At 69.0% G+C, this 18,933-nt stretch carries 15 protein-coding genes; 8 read left to right on the top strand and 7 right to left on the bottom strand.

Annotation, left to right across the window (positions count from 1 at the left end; translation table 11 throughout):
• Positions 1-78 precede the first annotated feature (78 nt).
• Positions 79-456, top strand: coding sequence for a GIY-YIG nuclease family protein (locus DW296_RS01270; protein ID WP_136050752.1), 378 nt, complete (start codon positions 79-81; stop codon positions 454-456).
• 35 nt (positions 457-491) lie between these two features.
• On the opposite strand, the gene lepA is transcribed toward DW296_RS01270, so the two are convergent.
• A complete protein-coding gene (lepA, locus tag DW296_RS01265) occupies positions 492-2,360 on the bottom strand; it encodes a translation elongation factor 4 (protein ID WP_136050751.1) in 1,869 nt (622 codons plus the stop codon).
• A 242-nt stretch (positions 2,361-2,602) separates the two neighbouring features.
• On the opposite strand from lepA, the gene DW296_RS01260 reads away from it, so the two are divergent.
• From DW296_RS01260 to DW296_RS01240, 5 genes are all read left to right on the top strand, one after another.
• On the top strand, positions 2,603-3,586 hold the full coding sequence (locus DW296_RS01260; protein ID WP_025103697.1) for an ABC transporter permease: 984 nt from the start codon (positions 2,603-2,605) through the stop codon (positions 3,584-3,586).
• Between the two features lies 1 nt (position 3,587).
• Positions 3,588-4,526 (top strand): ABC transporter permease, encoded by a 939-nt coding sequence (locus DW296_RS01255; protein ID WP_136050750.1) that lies wholly within the window; start codon positions 3,588-3,590, stop codon positions 4,524-4,526.
• On the top strand, positions 4,523-6,451 hold the full coding sequence (locus tag DW296_RS01250) for an ABC transporter ATP-binding protein (RefSeq protein ID WP_136050749.1): 1,929 nt from the start codon (positions 4,523-4,525) through the stop codon (positions 6,449-6,451). Before DW296_RS01255 ends, DW296_RS01250 begins: the two co-directional genes overlap by 4 nt.
• A 132-nt stretch (positions 6,452-6,583) precedes the next feature.
• Entirely contained in the window at positions 6,584-8,296 is a 1,713-nt protein-coding gene (locus DW296_RS01245) for an ABC transporter family substrate-binding protein (RefSeq protein WP_136050748.1), read from the top strand.
• Between the two features lie 75 nt (positions 8,297-8,371).
• Positions 8,372-9,103 carry an alpha/beta fold hydrolase gene (locus DW296_RS01240; RefSeq protein ID WP_136050747.1) on the top strand — a complete coding sequence of 244 codons (732 nt, stop codon included), beginning with the start codon at positions 8,372-8,374 and terminating at the stop codon, positions 9,101-9,103.
• On the opposite strand, the gene DW296_RS01235 is transcribed toward DW296_RS01240, so the two are convergent.
• Both DW296_RS01235 and DW296_RS01230 read right to left on the bottom strand, forming a co-directional pair.
• Entirely contained in the window at positions 9,095-10,333 is a 1,239-nt protein-coding gene (locus DW296_RS01235) for an MFS transporter (RefSeq protein ID WP_168428955.1), read from the bottom strand. The genes DW296_RS01240 and DW296_RS01235 overlap by 9 nt on opposite strands.
• Positions 10,330-11,703: a glycoside hydrolase family 1 protein gene (locus DW296_RS01230; protein ID WP_136050746.1), complete on the bottom strand. Its 1,374-nt coding sequence runs from the start codon at positions 11,701-11,703 to the stop codon at positions 10,330-10,332. The genes DW296_RS01235 and DW296_RS01230 overlap by 4 nt, the downstream gene beginning before the upstream one ends.
• 221 nt (positions 11,704-11,924) lie before the next feature.
• Between DW296_RS01230 and rpsT the strand changes: the two genes are divergently transcribed.
• Positions 11,925-12,185 carry a 30S ribosomal protein S20 gene (gene rpsT / locus DW296_RS01225; protein WP_060921459.1) on the top strand — a complete coding sequence of 87 codons (261 nt, stop codon included), beginning with the start codon at positions 11,925-11,927 and terminating at the stop codon, positions 12,183-12,185.
• 68 nt (positions 12,186-12,253) lie between these two features.
• Here the strand turns inward: rpsT and holA are convergent, their stop codons facing one another.
• Both holA and DW296_RS01215 read right to left on the bottom strand, forming a co-directional pair.
• Complete coding sequence (gene holA / locus DW296_RS01220; protein WP_136050745.1) at positions 12,254-13,291, bottom strand: DNA polymerase III subunit delta; 1,038 nt, start codon at positions 13,289-13,291, stop codon at positions 12,254-12,256.
• 34 nt (positions 13,292-13,325) lie between these two features.
• Positions 13,326-15,689, bottom strand: coding sequence for a ComEC/Rec2 family competence protein (locus DW296_RS01215; RefSeq protein ID WP_136050744.1), 2,364 nt, complete (start codon positions 15,687-15,689; stop codon positions 13,326-13,328).
• 272 nt (positions 15,690-15,961) lie between these two features.
• Between DW296_RS01215 and DW296_RS01210 the strand changes: the two genes are divergently transcribed.
• A complete protein-coding gene (locus tag DW296_RS01210; protein WP_136050743.1) occupies positions 15,962-16,711 on the top strand; it encodes a DUF2510 domain-containing protein in 750 nt (249 codons plus the stop codon).
• Positions 16,712-16,718: 7 nt separating this feature from the next.
• Here DW296_RS01210 and DW296_RS01205 read toward each other — a convergent pair whose 3' ends face one another.
• Complete coding sequence (locus DW296_RS01205) at positions 16,719-17,324, bottom strand: ComEA family DNA-binding protein (protein ID WP_136050742.1); 606 nt, start codon at positions 17,322-17,324, stop codon at positions 16,719-16,721.
• A gap of 169 nt (positions 17,325-17,493) precedes the next feature.
• Positions 17,494-18,933 (bottom strand): class I tRNA ligase family protein (locus DW296_RS01200; protein WP_168428954.1); only part of this gene is annotated, 1,440 nt, incomplete at its 5' end.

The following is an 18,933-nucleotide window of genomic DNA, read 5'->3' as shown; positions in this document are numbered from 1 at the left end:
CCCCCTGGGTCCCTGAGCCTGTCGAAGGAATCGCCCACGCCCCGGGAAACCCGCACACACCTCCACCATGATGGCCGGATGCCATGGACCTACATCCTCGAATGCCGTGACGGCAGCTTCTACACGGGCAGCACGAACGGCGACCTCGAAGCCCGCATCTGGGAGCACAACCACGACGACGCTTTCGCCGCCATCCATACGCGCCGCCGGAGACCGGTTTCGCTGGTCTACGCGGAGCACTTCGACACCGTCGACGCGGCCTTCTTCCGGGAGAAGCAGATCCAGGGGTGGAATCGCCGGAAGAAGATGGCGTTGATCGAGAATCGGTGGGAGGACCTTCCGTCGTTGTCGAAGTCGTACAGTGCGCTTCGACAAGCTCAGCGACCCAGCGCGCGGACGGACCCTGAGAACCGTGCGCTTCGACAAGATCAGCGACCCAGCGCGGACGGACCCTGAGAACCGCGCGCGTCGACAGGCTCAGCGGTGGTGGGCTACTTCTTGTCCTTGGTCTCGACGTCGCCGGAGAGCGCGGCGATGAACGCCTCCTGCGGAACCTCGACGCGGCCCACCATCTTCATGCGCTTCTTGCCCTCCTTCTGCTTCTCGAGGAGCTTGCGCTTGCGGGTGATGTCACCGCCGTAGCACTTCGCGAGCACGTCCTTGCGGATCGCGCGGATCGTCTCGCGGGCGATGATGCGGGCACCGATCGCGGCCTGGATCGGCACCTCGAACTGCTGGCGAGGGATGAGCTTCCGCAGCCGCTCCGCCATCATCGTGCCGTAGGCGTAGGCCTTGTCGCGGTGCACGATCGAGCTGAACGCATCGACCTTCTCGCCCTGGAGGAGGATGTCGACCTTGACCAGGTCGGCCTCCTGCTGACCCGAAGGCTCGTAGTCGAGCGAGGCGTAGCCCTGCGTCTTGGACTTGAGCTGGTCGAAGAAGTCGAACACGATCTCGCCGAGCGGCATGTTGTAGCGCAGCTCGACGCGCTCCTCCGAGAAGTACTCCATGCCCAGCAGCGTGCCGCGCCGCGACTGGCACAGCTCCATGACGGTGCCGACGTAGTCCTTGGGCAGCAGGATCGCCGCCTTGACCATCGGCTCGGACACCGAGCCGATACGGCCGTCGGGGTACTCGCTCGGGTTCGTCACGGTCACCGTCTCGCCGGTGTCGCTCGTCACGACCTCGTAGATCACGCTCGGGGCGGTGGTGATGAGGTCGAGGCCGAACTCCCGCGCGAGGCGCTCGGTGACGATCTCCAGGTGCAGCAGTCCGAGGAAGCCGCAGCGGAATCCGAAGCCGAGCGCGACCGAGGTCTCCGGCTCGTACTGCAGCGAGGCGTCGGAGAGCTTGAGCTTGTCCAGCGCCTCGCGCAGCTCGGCATAGTCGCTGCCGTCGATCGGGTAGATGCCCGAGAACACCATCGGCTTCGGGTCCGTGTAGCCGGGAAGCGCCTCCGCCGCGGGCTTACGCGCGTTCGTGATCGTGTCACCGACCTTCGACTGCCGCACATCCTTCACGCCCGTGATGAGGTAGCCGACCTCGCCGACGCCGAGGCCCTTGGTCGGGGTGGGCTCCGGGCTCGACACACCGACCTCGAGGGCCTCGTGGTTCGCGCCGGTGGACATCATCTGGATGCGCTCGCGGGGCGAGAGGCTGCCGTCGACCATCCGCACGTAGGTGACGACGCCGCGGTAGGCGTCGTAGACGGAGTCGAAGATCATCGCGCGCGCCGGGGCGTCCGCGTCCCCCACGGGCGCCGGGATCTGCTCGACGATCCGGTCGAGCAGCTCCTCCACGCCCATGCCGGTCTTCCCGGAGACCCGGAGCACGTCCTCGGGCTTGCCGCCGATGAGGGACGCCAGCTCCTTCGCGTACTTCTCGGGGTCGGCCGCAGGGAGGTCGATCTTGTTGAGGACCGGGATGATGTGGAGGTCGTTCTCCAGCGCGAGGTAGAGGTTGGCCAGCGTCTGCGCCTCGATGCCCTGCGCGGCGTCGACGAGGAGGATGGCACCCTCGCACGCAGCCAGCGACCGGGACACCTCGTACGTGAAGTCGACGTGACCCGGGGTGTCGATCATGTTGAGCGCGAACACCTCGTCCGGACCCTGCGCCTGACCGAGCGCCCACGGCATCCGCACCGCCTGGCTCTTGATCGTGATGCCCCGCTCGCGCTCGATGTCCATGCGGTCGAGGTACTGGGCGCGCATGTCCCGCTCCGCGACCACGCCGGTGATCTGGAGCATGCGGTCGGCCAGGGTCGACTTGCCGTGGTCGATGTGGGCGATGATGCAGAAATTACGGATCTGCGCAGCCGGCGTCGCGGCAGGCTGAAGCGGGGTGAGAGCGCGTGGGGACATGTCCCGTCGATTCTACGGTGAGGGTCCTCATAATCCCCATTCGTGCGTATCGGTGATAGTCTCCCGAAGTTGCCCGGGATCAATCCGTGACACCGGATCCCGTAAGCGATACGACTCCGTCACAGACTCCGTGAGGGCTGTCGCGTCGCGCGGAACGGCGGATGAAACCCGATCATCCGCCCGGCTCAGCGTTGCGTCGGCAGACCCCGAGCGCGTCTGGAGAAGAGAAAGACAATTCCCCCTTGATCAAGTACCTCGCGCGCCGTGCCCTCGGCTGGCTGCTCATGATCGTGGTCGCGACGAACCTCACCTACTTTCTCGCGTGGGGCTTCCTCGATCCGCGCAGCAACTATGTGGGTCGTCGACCTCCGCTCACCGAAGAGCAGATCGTGAACACCCTCGCTCCCCGCAACCTGAGCGACACCGTCCCGCTCATCGAGCGGTGGTGGACGTGGCTCACCGGCATCCTGCTCCGCTGGGACTGGGGCGTGAGCCCGACGGGCGGATCCGTCAACGAGCAGGTCGCCTACCGCATGTGGGTGAGTGCGGAGCTCGTCCTCGGCGCGACGATCCTCACCACCGTCCTCGGCATCGCGCTCGGCGTGTACACCGCCTCGCGGCAGTACAAGCTCGCCGACCGCATCGGCCAGGCGACGAGCATCATCACCCTGAACATCCCGATCGTCGTCGCGGCGTTCGCGATCGTCCTGCTCGCCATCGGCCTGAACAACGCCACCGGCACCCGCATCTTCTACGTGACCGGTAACGCCAGCCAAGGGGTCGAGGGCTTCTTCCCCACCCTCATAGACGTGCTGCAACACCTGACGCTGCCGACGATCGCGCTGGTGCTCACCGGGTACGCGAGCATCCACTTCCTGCAGCGGTCGCTCCTTCTCGACAACATCAACGCCGACTACGTCCGCACCGCCCGCGCGAAGGGCCTGACCAAGCAGCAGGCCATCCGCAAGCACGCGCTGCGCACGTCGCTCATCCCCGTCGCCACCCAGGTCGCGTTCACGATCCCCGCGATCTTCACCGGAGCGGTCCTGACCGAGACGATCTTCGCGTGGAACGGCATGGGCAGGTACTTCATCGAGACCATCACCAAGAACGACATCCACGGAACCGTCGCGATCGCCGCCTTCGGTGCGGTCCTCACGGCGATCGGCGCCATCCTCGCCGACATCGCCGTCGTCGTCCTCGACCCGCGCGTGAGAGTGAGCTGACATGAGCACCGACATGCTCGACCCGACCATCCACCCGGAGCCGGAGATCTCCGGCCCCGAGACCACGCGCGTCGCGACCAAGCGGCTGTCGAAGTGGACGCTCTACTGGCGGCGCTTCGCCCGCAACCGCGGAGCCCTCATCGGCCTCGTCATCTTCGTCGTCCTCGTGCTGTTCGCCGTCCTCGGGCCCCTCATCGCCCGCTACGACCACATCGAGCTCGACTTCCTGAACCTCAGCAGCCCGCCGTCGGCGGAGCACTGGTTCGGCACGAACAACGCCGGGAACGACCTCTTCGCCCAGGTCGCCGTCGGCCTGCAGCGGTCTCTCATGATCGCCATCACGGTCTCCGTCGGCGTCACGATCGTGTCGGCGCTCGTCGGCACGGCCGCGGCCTACTTCGGCGGCTGGACCGAGCGCATCTCGCTGCTGGTCATCCACTTCATGATGGTGATCCCGAGCTTCCTCATCCTCGCGATGATCTCGAACAAGGCCGGAGGCGACTGGCGCGTGATCGCGCTCATCATGATCTTCGTGATCGGGTGGTACTTCCCCGCCCGCGTCATCTGGACGATGGCGCTGTCGCTCCGCGAGCGGGAGTACGTCAGTGCGGCACGCTACATGGGCGTCGGCGGCATGCGCATCGTGCTCCGTCACCTGCTGCCGAACATCGGCTCGCTCCTCGTCATCAACTTCACCCTCGGCGTCGTGAACGCCGTGGTGACGGAGACCGGCCTGTCCTTCCTCGGCTTCGGCGTGAAGATCCCCGACGTCTCGCTCGGTGCCCTCATCGGCGCCGGCTCGAGCTCGCTGACCACCGCGCCCTGGCTGTTCTACTTCCCGGCGGCGGCGCTGACCCTGCTCACCGTGTCGATGGCGCTGATCGCCGACGGCCTGCGCGACGCCCTCGATCCCACTTCGGCTGCAGGAGGCCGCGCATGACCAACGTCCTCTCCGTCCGCGACCTCAAGGTCAGCTTCGCCTCCGAGGCCGGCCGCGTCGACGCCGTCCGCGGCGTCTCCTTCGACCTCGAGGCCGGCAAGACGCTCGGCATCGTCGGCGAGTCCGGCTCCGGCAAGTCCGTGACCTCGCTCGCCATCATGGGCCTCCTCGACGAGAACGCCAAGGTCACCGGCTCGATCATGTACGACGGGCAGGAGCTCGTCGGCATGAACGACAAGCAACTGTCCATCATCCGCGGCAACGGCATGTCGATGGTGTTCCAGGATCCGCTGACGTCGCTCACGCCGGTCTACACCGTCGGCGATCAGCTCATCGAGGCCCTCACGGTCCACCGCGGGCTGTCCAAGAAGGACGCCTGGGACCGCTCCGTCGAGCTGCTCAAGCTCGTCGGCATCACGGAGCCCGAGCGTCGGATGAAGTCGTTCCCGCACGAGTTCTCTGGCGGCATGCGGCAGCGCGTCGTGATCGCCATCGCGATGGCCAACGACCCCAAGCTCATCATCTGCGACGAGCCGACCACGGCGCTCGACGTCACGATCCAGGCGCAGATCCTCGACCTCATCGAGAAGGCGCAGGACGAGACCGGTGCCGCCGTGATCATGATCACGCACGACATGGGCGTGGTCGCCCGCACCGCGGACGACGTCCTCGTGATGTACGCCGGCAAGCCGGTGGAGCACGCCCCGGTGCGCGAGCTGTTCCACAAGACCCGCATGCCGTACTCGATCGGCCTGCTCGGCGCCATCCCCCGCGTGGACAAGGCCGAGAAGGAGCCGCTCACCCCCATCAAGGGCAACCCGCCGCTGCTCATCGATCTGCCGGATGCCTGCCCCTTCGCCGACCGCTGCCCGATCGTCATGGATGCCTGCCGCACCAGGGAGCCCGAGCTGCTCCCCGTGCCGACGGGCTCGGGCGACCTGCACCAGGCCGCCTGCATCCGCGCGCACGAGATCGAGGACGGCGGTCTCCTCGGCGGCCTGCCCGTCTACCCCGTCCGCCCCGTGCCGGAGAGCGACCTCACGCGGACGCCGCGCGAGGAGCGGCCGATCACGCTCGAGGTGAAGAACCTCCGCAAGACCTTCCCGTTGGTCAAGGGCGCGTTCCTGAAGCGCAAGGTCGGCGAGGTCCAGGCGATCAAGGGCATCAGCTTCGACGTGCGCGAGGGCGAGACGATGGCCATCGTCGGCGAGTCCGGCTCGGGCAAGACGACGACGCTGCTGCAGATCATGGACATGGTCAAGCAGACCGAGGGCGACATCGTCATCGCCGGCACCAGTGTCAACGACATCCACAGCCGCAAGGTGGAGCGCGCCCTGCGCCGCGACATCCAGATCGTCTTCCAGGACCCGATGGGAGCCCTGGACCCGCGCATGACGGTCGCCGACATCATCTCGGAGCCGCTGTTCGCGATCGGCACGCCGAAGGAGGAGGCGCACCGGCGGGTTGACGAGCTCATGGACCTCGTCGGCCTCAACCCCGCCCACAGCGACCGCTTCCCGCAGGCGTTCTCCGGCGGTCAGCGACAGCGCATCGGCATCGCCCGTGCCCTGTCCACGAACCCGAAGATCGTCGTGCTCGACGAGCCGGTCTCCGCGCTCGACGTGTCGATCCAGGCGGGCGTCATCAACCTGCTCGACGAGCTCAAGACCAAGCTCGGGCTGTCGTACCTCTTCGTCGCGCACGACCTCTCGGTGGTGCGTCACATCGCCGACCGCGTGGCCGTGATGTACCTCGGCGAGTTCGTGGAGCACGGTGACGTCGACCAGGTCTTCGACGCCCCGCAGCACCCCTACACGAAGGCACTGCTGTCGGCGATCCCCGTGCCCGATCCCGACATCGAGCGCACCCGCGAGCGGGTCGTGTTCGACACCGAGACGATGACGACGAAGCCCGCGACGGTCTGACCCGGAACCCCTGCGCCCGTTCCTGGTCACCGTCCGATAACGGTTAGGCGGCATTCACCGCAGTGCGGTGTACCGGGATAAAGCGCGAACTAGTCTTCCCTTTATGAAACGCCGAAAGGCGAAAGGAGCACCATGAAGAACAAGAAGTTGCTGGGGGCGGTCGCGATCGGCGGCGCCCTCGCACTCGCCCTCGCGGGCTGCGCGAGCGGTTCCGGGAACACCGGTGGCGGGGACAACGGCGAGAAGGTCGAGACCAAGACCGCCGACTACAACCCGCAGGACCGCAGCAACCTCCAGGAAGGTGGCGAGGTCAACTTCCCCATCAACGAGATCCCGGAGCAGCTGAACGGCTTCAACAGCGACGCCAGTGCTGACACCGCTCGCCTGTGGTCGTGGTACATGCCGCAGATCCTCCTGGTCTCGCCCGAGGGCGAGGTCACGAAGAACGACGCCTACCTCGACGCCTACGAGATCGGCGAGGAGGATGGCAACACGACCATCACCTTCACGTTCAAGGACGAGGCGCACTTCAACGACGGCACGGACATGGACTGGACGTCCATCGACGCCACGTGGAAGGCCAACCGCTCCTACGACGAGGGCTTCAACCCGAACGCGACCGACGGCTACAAGCAGATCAAGACCGTCGAGCAGGGTGACACCGCGAAGACCGCCGTCGTGACCTTCGACGGCATCTACGCCTGGCCGTCGATGGCGTTCCTCACGGGTGGCGTGCTGCACCCGGACATCGCCGACCCGACCGTGTTCAACGAGGCCTTCATCGGCAACATGCACCCCGAGTGGGGCGCCGGCCCGTACACCGTCGACACGTTCGACGCGAACGGCGGCTTCGTCTCCTTCAAGCCGAACCCCGAGTGGTGGGGCAACGCGCCGCTGCTCGACACGGTCACCTTCACGGCCATGGAGCCCGACGCCTCGATCAACGCCTTCAAGAACGGCGAGATCGACATGGTGGGCGCCAACACCAACGACCGCCTGAAGCAGGTCCAGGAAGTGGACGACACCGTCGTCCGCCGTGCGCAGCAGACCGCCAAGACGGTCCTGCTCGTCGACGCCGACAAGCCGCAGTTCGAGGACATCGACGTGCGCAAGGCGTTCTTCCTCGGCGTGAACGTCGACCAGCAGAAGCAGATCGCGTGGAACGGCCTCGGCTACGAGGAGCCGGTCGCCGGTTCGCTCAACCTGTACTCGTTCCAGGACGGCTACAAGGACTCGTTCGCCGAAGCCGGTCTGAAGCACGACGTGGAGGGCGCCAAGAAGCTCCTCGACGACGCCGGCTGGACCGAGGGCGAGGACGGCATCCGCGAGAAGGACGGCGAGAAGCTCTCCGTCACCTTCCCGATCTTCGGTGAGGACCCGACCATCGAGGCCCTCGCGAAGTCGCTGCAGGCGCAGCAGAAGGAGATCGGCATCGACCTCAAGATCGATGTCCGCGCCTCCGCCGACTTCTCCAGCGACTTCACCACGAAGAACTGGGACGTCGTCTCGCTCCGCTTCACCGACTCCGACCCGTTCGGCCCGGCCTGGTTCTGCCAGCTCTACTGCTCGGACAGCGGTCTGAACCTGTCGGCGACCGGCACGGAGGAGATCGACCAGCAGATCGCCGACGAGGTCGAGAGCCAGAAGGACGCGGAGTCCTGGACCACCGCGGCGATGGACCTCGAGCCGAAGATCATCGAGCAGACCTGGGGCCTCATCCCGCTGTACAGCGGCCCCTCGATCTACGTGGTCAAGAACGGCCTGGCGAACCTCACGCCGGAGCCCTACGTCGGTCTCGACCTGTTCGGCGTCACGCCGGTCGAGAACGTCGGCTGGGAGAAGTAACATCCTCTGACACATCGCGTGTCGAAGCGGGGTCGGTGGTTCATCCACCGGCCCCGCTTTCCTTATGCTGAAGGCGTGACCGTCCAGATCGTCCTCGTGCACGGCATCCGCACGTCGGCGACCATGTGGCGGTCGCAGATCGAGTACCTGGAGGCGCACGGGCATCCCGTCACGGCCGTCGACCTCCCCGGCCACGGCAGCCGGATGGACGAGGACTTCAGCCTCCACGAGGCGCTGCACACGATCGATGCGGCCGTCCGCGCCGCGGCCGAGCGGGGCCCGGTACTGCTGGTCGGGCACTCGATGGGCGGCCTGCTCTCGCTCGCGTACACCGGTGGCGCGGAGCCTCCGCCCGTCGACGGACTCGTCGCCGCCGCGTGCACCTCACTCCCCCGCGGCGCCGGGCTGCGCGCGTACCGGCTGTTCGCCCGGGCGGTCGATTCCCTGCCCGACCGCGGCATGTGGCTGACGCAGCGCATGCTTGCCGCGACGATCCCCAAGGAGAATCGCGGGGACTTCGCCGCCGGCGGGTACGCCCTGGACATCCAGGACCAGACGCTCCGCAGCCTCGCCGCTCTGGACGTCGCCGCCGCTGTCCCCCGCATCGACGTGCCCCTGTGGTTCGTGAACGGTCAGTACGATCAGCTCCGCTTGAACGAGCCCCTGTTCCGGCGCCTGGCCCCGGAGGCGGAGCTCATCGTCGTGCCACGGACCACGCACCTTCTCACGGCCATGCGCCCGCGGGTGTTCAACGCCGTCCTCGCGCTCGCGATCGCGACGATCGAGCAACGCACGGCGTCACGCTGAGAGGACCCGAGGCCGCGCGGCGGCGGTGAGCGCTCCCCCGACGAGCGACAGGACAGCCGCCGCGAGGAAGACGAGCCAGAACCCGCCGGCCAGGGCGACGAGCCCCGCTCCGAGGACGGGCCCGATGAGCTGTCCGAGGGCGGCGGTCACGTTCACGATGCCGAGGTCGCGCGCGTGGTCCTGCTCATCCGGGAGCAGATCGGCCGCGAACGCGAGCCCCACCGTGGAGAAGGCGCCGTAGCCGACGCCCATGAGCGCGGCGGCGATCATCGTCATCTCGAAGGTGGGCAGAGCCACGATCACCACACCCGATGCCGCCTGCACGACCGTGGCCGCCACGGCGAGTCGACGCCGCTCGCCGGTGCGGTCGGAGACGATCCCGGTGATCACCGAGGCGAGCACGACGAACACCGTGTAGACGACGATGAGGAGCAGGAGGTTGTCCTGTGCGGTCGTGCTCTCCTGGCCGAGGCCGTGGAGGAGGAAGAAGAGGAACAGAGCCGTCCCGAGGGCATTGCCGATGTTGGTGACGAGGCGACCGGAGAGCATCCAGGCGAAGTCGCGGTCGCGGAGCGATGCCAGGCGGGGACGCCCGATGCGCTGCGGACGCAGCGCTTCGGTGCTCGGCGGGTCCGGCAGCAGCAGCGCCGCGGCGATGCCCACCACCGCGATGATGCCGGCAAGGAGCAGATACCCGGCGACGATGTCGAGGCCCAGCAGCACGACCAGGCCGACCCCCAGCACGATCCCGACGGCCTGGCTCGACCCGACCGCGGCGGACGCGGCGCCGCGCTGCGTCGTCGGGAGCTGGTCGGCGATGAGCGCGGTGAACGCGGCGGATGAGACGGCGACGCCGATCGAGACGCCGACCCAGCCGGCGCCGACCACCCACGGGCCGTCGGCGAACCCGGTGAGGACGAGACAGACGGCCGTGAGCGCGACCCCTCCCATAGCCCATGGCCGCCGCCGGTGTGCGCCGGCGCGGGCGCGGTCCGAGAGCGCCCCGGCGAGCGGCCCGGCGACGACGCCGGCGAGTCCACCCACTCCGAGCACGATCCCGGAGGAGACGACGCCGCGGATCCAGTCGTCCTCCGGAGTGTCGAGCTGTAGCGGGAGGAGGAGCTGGACCGGGGTGAGCTGGACGGTCCAGATCGCGAGCCAGGCGAGGGTGAACAGCGACATCCAGCGCAGGCCCGCTCGGCGGGTGACGATGCCCGGGGTCCCGCTCATGCGCGTGCCGCCCCGGCGGTGCGGGCTGCATGAGCGCCCGCGACGAGTTCCTGATACCAGCCGTAGGAGGCCTTCGGGGTGCGCTCCCCCGTCGAGAAGTCCACGTGCACGAGACCGAACCGCTGCGTGTAGCCGTCCGTCCACTCCCAGTTGTCGAGCAGCGACCAGACCGTGTACTCCTCGACGGGGACGCCGGCGTCGAGGGCCTCGCCCACCGCGTCGATGTGCGCGGAGAGGTAGGCGATCCGGTCGATGTCCTCCACCGGGCCGGCGACGTCGGGTTCCGGGAAGGATGCCCCGTTCTCCCCGATGATGATCGGTGGCATGCTCGGGTGGCGCCGGTGCAGATCGATCAAGAGGTCGCGCAGCGCGGACGGCACGATCGGCCACTCGGGACCGAACCCCGTGACGGGCGCTCCGGGGGTCGGAACGATCTCGAACGGGATGTCGTTCGCAGAGCCGGCGGCGGTGACGGTCGTCGGGTTGTAGAAGTTCACGCCGTAGAAGTCGATCGATCCCGCGATGCGGGCGAGGTCGTCGCCGAGGACGGGCAGCGGCGGGAGCCCGAGCGCCTCCAGGTCGGGTGTCGTCCCGGAGAGCAGCGGCTCGCTGAACAGCCGGTTGTGCAGGAGGTCGTACACCGCCGCCGCGGCATGATCCTCCTCGGTGTCCCGCAGCGGCAGGACCCAGGTGTGGTTGTTGACGAGACCCACGCTCTCCGCACCCTGGTGTCGCAGCGCGTCAGCGGCTCGGGAATGGGCGAGCAGCTGATGGTGCGCGGTCGGAAGCGCACCGTAGAGGAGCTGCCTGCCTGGTGCGAGCGCGCCGACCGCGTAGCCCTGCAGGGTGGTCATGGCGGGCTCGTTCAGCGTGTACCAGGACGACACCCGATCTCCGAGGCGGGCGGCGACGAGGGCGGCGTATTCACCGAAGCGTTCGGCGGTGTCACGGGTGAGCCAGCCGCCGTCGGCCTCGACCCGGCTCGGCAGCTCCCAGTGGTAGAGCGTCGGGAACGGTGCGACTCCGGCCTCCAGCAGAGCATCGACGACGCGGGCGTAGTGGTCCAGCGCCGCGACGTTCCCGGGTCCGCGTCCGTCCGGCTGCACGCGCGCCCAGGGAATCGAGAACCGGTACCGATCGAGTCCGAGACCGGCCACCAGGGCGACGTCATCCGCCACACGGCGATAGCTGTCGCAGGCCGGCTCCGCCGTCGAGCCGTCGCGGATGCGTCCGGGCTTGGCGATCTCGTCGTCCCAGATCGATCGGCCCGCGCCATCGGCACGGCGGGAACCCTCGATCTGGATGGATGAGGTGGCGGCGGACCAGCGGAGCCGCGCACGCGCGGTCGGGTCGGTGCTGAGGGGGGTCATCGGGCTCCTTGACGTCGTCGTCGTTGAGCATGATTCTGCACCCGGTCCCGCCCTCCGCGCGACGGCGTCTCGTCCGGGAGATGTCGTTTCGCACGATCCCATCCGGTGCTGGTAGACTCGACTCTTGGCTTGCGTGTGGGTTCTTCCCTCACGACCGCCGTGCAGCAGCCCTCTTCTGCTGCCGGCACTCCGAATAACTCCTGTACAGAAAGCGTCCACACGTGGCAAACATCAAGTCGCAGATCAAGCGCAACAAGACCAACGAGAAGGCTCACGCGCGCAACAAGGCCGTGAAGAGCGAGCTGAAGACTCTCGTCCGCCAGACCCGCGCGGCCGTCGCCGCCGGCGACAAGGCCGCAGCGGAGAAGAGCCTGAAGAAGGCCTCGGTCAAGCTCGACAAGGCCGTCAGCAAGGGTGTGCTGCACAAGAACCAGGCATCGAACCGCAAGTCGGCGATCGCCAAGCAGGTCGCGGCTCTCTGAGCTTCTGACTTCCGGAAAGCCCGTCTCCTCGTGAGGCGGGCTTTCTGCTTTTCCGGGAGGCGAGAGCCCTAGCCCCCGAACGGCTCACGGGTGGCGATGACCGTCACCATGCGCTCAAGCGCGAAGATGGGGTCGCGCGCTGCACCCTTGACCTCGGCGTCGGCGCGCGCAGTCGCCTGGATCGCCATTCCCAGGGAGCGCTCGTTCCAGCCCGCCAGGTCGCGGCGTGCGCGGTCGACCTGCCAGTCCTTCATCCCGAGGCGCTGGGCGAGCTGCCTGCTGGGTTCACGATTGCCGGCGACGCGCGCCATCGTGCGCAGCTTCATCGCGAACGCGGCGACCATCGGCACCGGGTCCGCACCGGAGGACAGGGCATGGCGAAGCACCACGAGAGCCTCACCGTATCGGCCGGCGATGGCCGTGTCGGCGACGACGAACGCCGACACCTCGACCCGTCCGCCGTAGTACTTGGTGACGACCTCTTCGGTGATGTCACCGTCGACATCGCCGATGAGCTGCTGACATGCAGCGGCGAGCTCCGTGAGGTCGTCGGCGAAAGCCGAGACGAGCGCTCGGAGTGCCGGCGGAGCGATGCGCTTCTTGGCCGCCTTGAACTCGCCCGCCGCGAAGTCGACCCGGTCGCCGTCGCGCTTGATGGCGGGGCAGGCGATCTCGATCCCACCGCCGGTCCCCGCGCGGAGGGCGTCGAGGAGCTTCTTCCCGCGGACGCTGGCTCCGGTGTGCCGCAGGACGACGGTCGCGCCCTCCTGCGGGTTCTCCAGATACCCGATGGCCTCTTGCAGGAACGCGTCGGAGCACTTCTCCACGCCGGACACGCGGACCAGTCGCGGCTCTCCGAACAGCGACGGCGAGGTCAGGGAGAGCAGCGTGCCGGGAGCGTAGTCGTCGGCACGCACGTCGCTGACCTCGAGCGCCGGATCCTCGGCACGGAGGTAGTCACGCACCCCGGCGATCGCGCGCTCGGCGCAGACCTCTTCCGGCCCTGAGACGAGCACCAGCGGCGCGGGATGCGGCTCCCGCCACGATACCTGCGGGATCTTCGTGGCTTTCGCGCCGCCGCGGGAGGGGGGACGGGAAGCTGCCATGGGACCAGCCTACCGGCGGCGTCGGACACCCGACTCAGCGCGGCGCGACGTCCGTCCAGACGCGGAGGGCATCGTCCTCGATGCCGAGCAGGGTGCGCCCGTCGTGGTCGGTGCGGTAGACGTGCGCGCCGAGAGCCGACAGCATCTTCAGGGTCTCCCGACGCGGGTGCCCGTAGTCGTTTCCCGCGCCGACCGTGATGAGCGCCACGCTCGGCTGCAGAGCCTCGTAGAGGGCGGGCTCCTGGTCAGCGCTCCCGTGATGGGCGACCTTCACCACGTCGAATCGTGTCAGCGGCGTACCGCGGAGCAGCGCGCGTTGCGGGGCCGCGGACAGATCGCCGAGGAACAGGGCACGGGGCACTCCGCCTCCGGCGAACTCGGTGACGACGCTCGCATCGTTGCCCGACGAGAAGGCGACGCTGTCCTTCCGCGGCCAGAGCACTCGCCACGACGCTTCGCCGAGAGCGCCCCGGTCCCCGGCGCCGACCGCCCGGAGGGTAGCGCCCGCCCGCGCCAGGTCGCCGAGCACGCGCGCATCGGCGTCGTCGGCGGTCGGTCCGTGCAGCACCGTATCCACCCGCCCTTCGAGCACCGCCGCACCCCCGATGTGGTCCGCGTCGAAGTGCGTGAGCACGAGGAGGTCGATGCGATCGACGCTCAGCGAGCGGAGGCAGGCATCGAGCGCCCCCGGGTCCGGTCCCGTGTCGATGAGGGCGATCGCGTCCTGCGAACGCACCAGGATCGCGTCGCCCTGGCCCACGTCGCACGCGGCGATCGCCCACGCGTGCGGCGTCACGAGCGGGGCGAGCGGACCGTCGACCAACGCGCGGGAGGTGCCGACGGACGCCACGACGATGAGAACGGCGGCCGCCACGCATCGGGCGACGGGGAGGACCCCGCCGAACGTCGAAGTCCCCCGCGGACGAGACCGCACCGCCACGACGTCGGTGCGCGCGACGTCCCGGGGGCGCGGCCTTCCGCGGCAGCACACGATGGCGATCGCGACGCTCACCAGCGCGACGAGGGCAGCGCTCCCAAGCCCCGCGGGGAGGAGGACCTGAGCGCCGGGGAGTCCGGAAGTGACATGCGCGACGGTCGCGATCCACGCCGACGGCAGCCAGGCGCACGCGGCGAGCAGATCCGCGACGAGTGGGAGAGGCGCAGCAAGACAGGCGAGCAGCCCGATCACCGTGGCGATCGGCGCAGCCGGCTCGGCGAGGAGGTTCGCGACGACCGAGACGAGCGACTGCTGTTCCGCGAACAACGCGATCACGGGCGCGCACGCGAGCTGCGCCGCCAGAGGCACGGCGATCGCCAGGGCGAGCGGACCGGGCAGCCAGCGCCCGATCCCGTTCGCCAGCGCCGGGGCGAGCAAGATGAGGGCCCCGGAGGCCACGGCGGACAGCGCGAACCCCGGCGTCGATGCGAGCCAGGGATCGGCGACGAGGAGTACGGCCACACACAGGGCCAGGATTCCGGCGCCTGCGCTCGGCCGCCCGACGAGGATCGACAGCATGCCCGCCGCGGCCATCGTGGCGGCCCGGACGACGCTCGGCTCCGGCGTCACGAGCACGACGAAGGCCGCCAGGGCGAGGGCGGCGAGCACGACCCGCAGCCCCCGCGTCCCGCCGCTGAGCGCCACGATCCCGAACACCGCAGCGACGACGACCGCGCAGTTCGCCCCGGACACGGCGGTGAGGTGGCTGAGACCGCTCGCGCGCATGTCGGCGTCGACCGCAGCGGGCACGGCGGTGGTGTCGCCCACCGCCAGCCCCGGGAGGAGTCCGGCACCGGGTTCCGGGAGCCGTGTCGCGCGCTCGACGAACGACCGACGGAGGTCTGCAGCGACCCCGAAGACGCCAGGTGCGGGCCGTTCCACCGTTCCCGCGGTGACGAAGACGACGAGCACGGCCCGCTCCCCCGGGTCCGTTCGCACACTCTCTCCGTTCACCCGCACCTGCGCACCGAGGACGAACCCCTCCGCCTCCTCGATGCCGATGCGCACCGGACCGGCCGCCGGCGCCACATCTCCCGGCGCACCGATGCCGCTCAGCTGTACGTCCATCCACAGGCGCCCGTCCCGTCCCACGGACGCCGATGACGAGACTTCACCGACCGCTTCGACGACCCTGCCGTCCCACAGGTGCACGGCGTCACGGTCCGCGGATTGTACGAGCACAGTGAACGCCACGGACGCCGCCGCGACGAGAACCACGATGACGAGTCCTCCGATCGTCGCGACGGCGCGGCGCCGGATCGCGAGCGCGGCGCCGATGATCACCGCAGATGCCAGGCATCCCCCCACCAACCACCCCGCCGTTCCCGGCACGAACACGCAGACCAGAGCGGCACCCCACGCACCGAGCGCCACCGGCAGCAGGCGCAGATCGCGCGCCATCGCGGATCCCCACTCGAACCTCGGGGACGAACGCGGCCTCTCATGCATCCGATCAACGTAGAGTCGCGCCGACTCCCGCTCCGCCCGCCTCGAGCGCTCCCGCAGGAGCCGAGGACAACGACCCTGGACGTCAGGGTGTGCAGGAGCACTTCTCCGACGGCGGAGACCGCCGGCGTCGGACGCGACCGACGCGGTGACGGCCTCGTCGGAAGCGATTGAGTAGCCTGGGTACGCGCGCGCGGCGGACGCTGCCGCGACGAGGAGGAGAGCGCATGAATGTCCCGGCTGGGTGGTACGACGATGGTTCCGGGCGCCAGCGGTGGTGGGACGGAGCACGGTGGACCGACGCCTACGCTCCCACTTCGGCTCCGACGAAGCCCTCGCCGCCTCGTCCCGAGGCGCCGACATACGGGTCGGCCGCCCCAGCGCAACAGGGCCATGACGCTGCTTCTCGGCCGACGCCGGTCCTCGGGTTCGTCGGGCTGGGCCTGGCCGTCCTCGGCGCCGTTCTCGCCTTCATCCCCGTGTTGTTCGTGGTCGGCGCGGTGATCCTGTTCGCCGGGTTCGTCGTGTCGCTGATCGGGTTGTTCACGAAGAACGCCGCGAAGTGGCCGTCGATCGTCGGCATGGTCGTGTCGGTCGTCGGCGCCGTGGTCGGGGTCATCGTGCTCATCGTGTCGCTGGTGCTCGCCTCGTCGGCGCTGAACGACTCGTTGCCCGCCGAAAGCGCGCCCCCGGCCAGCGCCCAGCCATCGGACCCGCCGAGCAGCGCCAGTGAGAGCCGTCCGACGCCTGAGGAGATCGGCGCGTCCGCGGAGGAGATCAACCGATCGAACGGCCTGACCACCTATGACGACATGCCGGACTTCTATCCCTGCGTCGGGCAGTACGTATACGACTCCGAGTTGTCGGATGAGAGCGTCCAGCTCCTGGTCGACGGACGCGATCCGCTCGAGTCCGAGCGGGAGCTGGCGACCCAGGTGATCACCGATGCCACGCTGACCTGCGATCCCCAGGGGTAGGCGACGCTCACACGCGCACCCCGTCTCGCAGACCCTCCAAGACCTTCTCCCCGATCCCCGGCACCGCCAGGAGATCGTCGACCGTGCGGAACCGACCGTTGTCCTCGCGCCACGCGACGATGCGCTCGGCCAGCGCCGGCCCGATTCCCGGGAGCTCCTCCAGAGCCGCCTGATCCGCGGTGTTCAGATCGACGGTCCCGTCTCCGGATGGCGGCGCCGACGGGTCGGCGACGGCACCCACGACCGGGACCAGGATCTGCTCACCGTCCTCGACCCGGCGGGCGAGATTGACTCCCGCAAGGTCGGCGGCGTCCGTCGACCCGCCGGCGGCCGCGAGAGCGTCGACGACCCGGGAGTCGGCGCGCAGGACGTACAGGCCCGGGCGCTCGACCGCCCCGAGCACATGCACGTAGATCTCCGCGGGCGCGGGCGCGGGCTCGACCGACGCCGAGCTCTCCGCGAGCGGAACCGCATCGACGGACGACGGTTGACCCCGCACCAGCCCGAGGCCGACGGCTGTGGAGAGCGCGACGATCGCCAGCACGACCGCCGCGCCGAGCCCGAGGCGGAGCCTCCGACGGGGCGGAGGAGGTGGAGGCGGAGACGAGGTCATCCGGTCACACTAAGCTCCGCGCCCACCGCCTCCCGGCTCCGGACACAGCGACCGTGGAGAGACGCTCAGATGGGACTCGTCGTGGAGGACAGCCGTTCCCGGTCGCGACGTGATCCGGGCATCATCCCGTCGCGCCGGGGTAGGCGGAACCGCGGAGCACGCCGAGGACTCAGCCCTTGACGACGATGCTGACGATCTTCGGGGCCCGCACGACGACCTTGACGATCTCGCGATCGCCGATCGACCGGATGACGCGCTCATCGGCCCGCGCCAGCGCCTCGAGCTCGGCCTCGCCGATGCGGGCCGGCACCTCGAGCTGCGCGCGCACCTTGCCGCCGATCTGAACGACAGCCGTGACGGTGTCCTCGACGAGGAGCGCCGGATCGGCTGAGCGCCACGACACGAGTCCGACGGACGGCTCGTGTCCCAGGATCTCCCACATCTCCTCCGCGGTGTGCGGGGCGATGAGGTCGAGCATGACGGCGATGGTCTCCGCCGCCTCACGGACGGCGGGGTCGGCAGCACCGGCAGCACCGTCGATCGTCTTGCGGGTCACGTTGACCAGCTCCATCAGACGGGCGACGAGCACGTTGAACTTGGTCTGCTCGACCAGCGCAGGCGCCTCGGCGAGCAGCTTGTGCGTCGCACGGCGCAGCGCCGCGTCGCCCCCGTCGAAGACCACGTCAACCGGACTGGAGACCTCGTGCGCGATCCGCAGGGCGCGCGCGAGGAACTTCTGCGCACCGGTGGTCGACACATCCGCCCAGTCCTTGTCGTCCTCCACCGGACCGGCGAAGGCCAGCCCGACGCGCAGGGCGTCGGCGCCGTGGGCGTCGAGCTCCTCCTGGAACAGCACCAGGTTGCCCTTGCTCTTCGACATCTTCTGGCCGTCCAGCAGCACCATGCCCTGGTTGATCAGGTTGGAGAACGGCTCGGTGAAGTCGATGAGCCCCATGTCGAAGAGGACCTTCGTGATGAAGCGGGCGTAGAGAAGATGCAGGATCGCGTGCTCGACGCCGCCGATGTACGAGTCCACCGGTGCCCAACGTGCCGCCTGGGCCGGGTCGAACGCCTGCGTGTCGCTGTTCGGGGACAGGAACCGCAGGAAGTACCAGGAGCTGTCGACGAAGGTGTCCATCGTGTCGGGGTCACGCAGCACCGGGTCGCCCGTCTCCGGGTCGGTCGTGCGCACCCAGCTCTCGGCGCCGCCCAGCGGGGACGTGCCCTTCGGCTTGAGGTCGAGGCCCTCGACGCTCGGCAGCTTCACCGGCAGCCGGTCCTCGGGGACCGGGATGATCCGGCCGTCCTCGGCGTGCAGCATCGGGATCGGCGTCCCCCAGAAGCGCTGACGCGAGATCAGCCAGTCACGCAGGCGGTAGTTCTTCGCCGCCCGACCCGTCCCCGTGGCCTCCAGCTGCTCGATGGCGCGCGCGATCGCGTTGCGCTTCGACAGTCCGTTCAGCGGACCGGAGTTGATCATGCGCCCCTCGCCGGTGAGCGCCACACCGGTCTTCGCCGGGTTCTGCTCGTCGAGCGCGGCATCCGCATCGATCGGGACGCCGTCCTGGTCCACCTCGATGACCGGCATGGCACCGGTCACCGGAGCGGT

Source organism: Microbacterium sp. K36, assembly GCF_004794355.1.
Classification (GTDB): Bacteria; Actinomycetota; Actinomycetes; order Actinomycetales; family Microbacteriaceae; genus Microbacterium; species Microbacterium paraoxydans_D.
The sequence above is the reverse complement of the archived record's forward strand: the minus strand, read 5'-3'. Positions and strand labels throughout refer to the sequence as shown.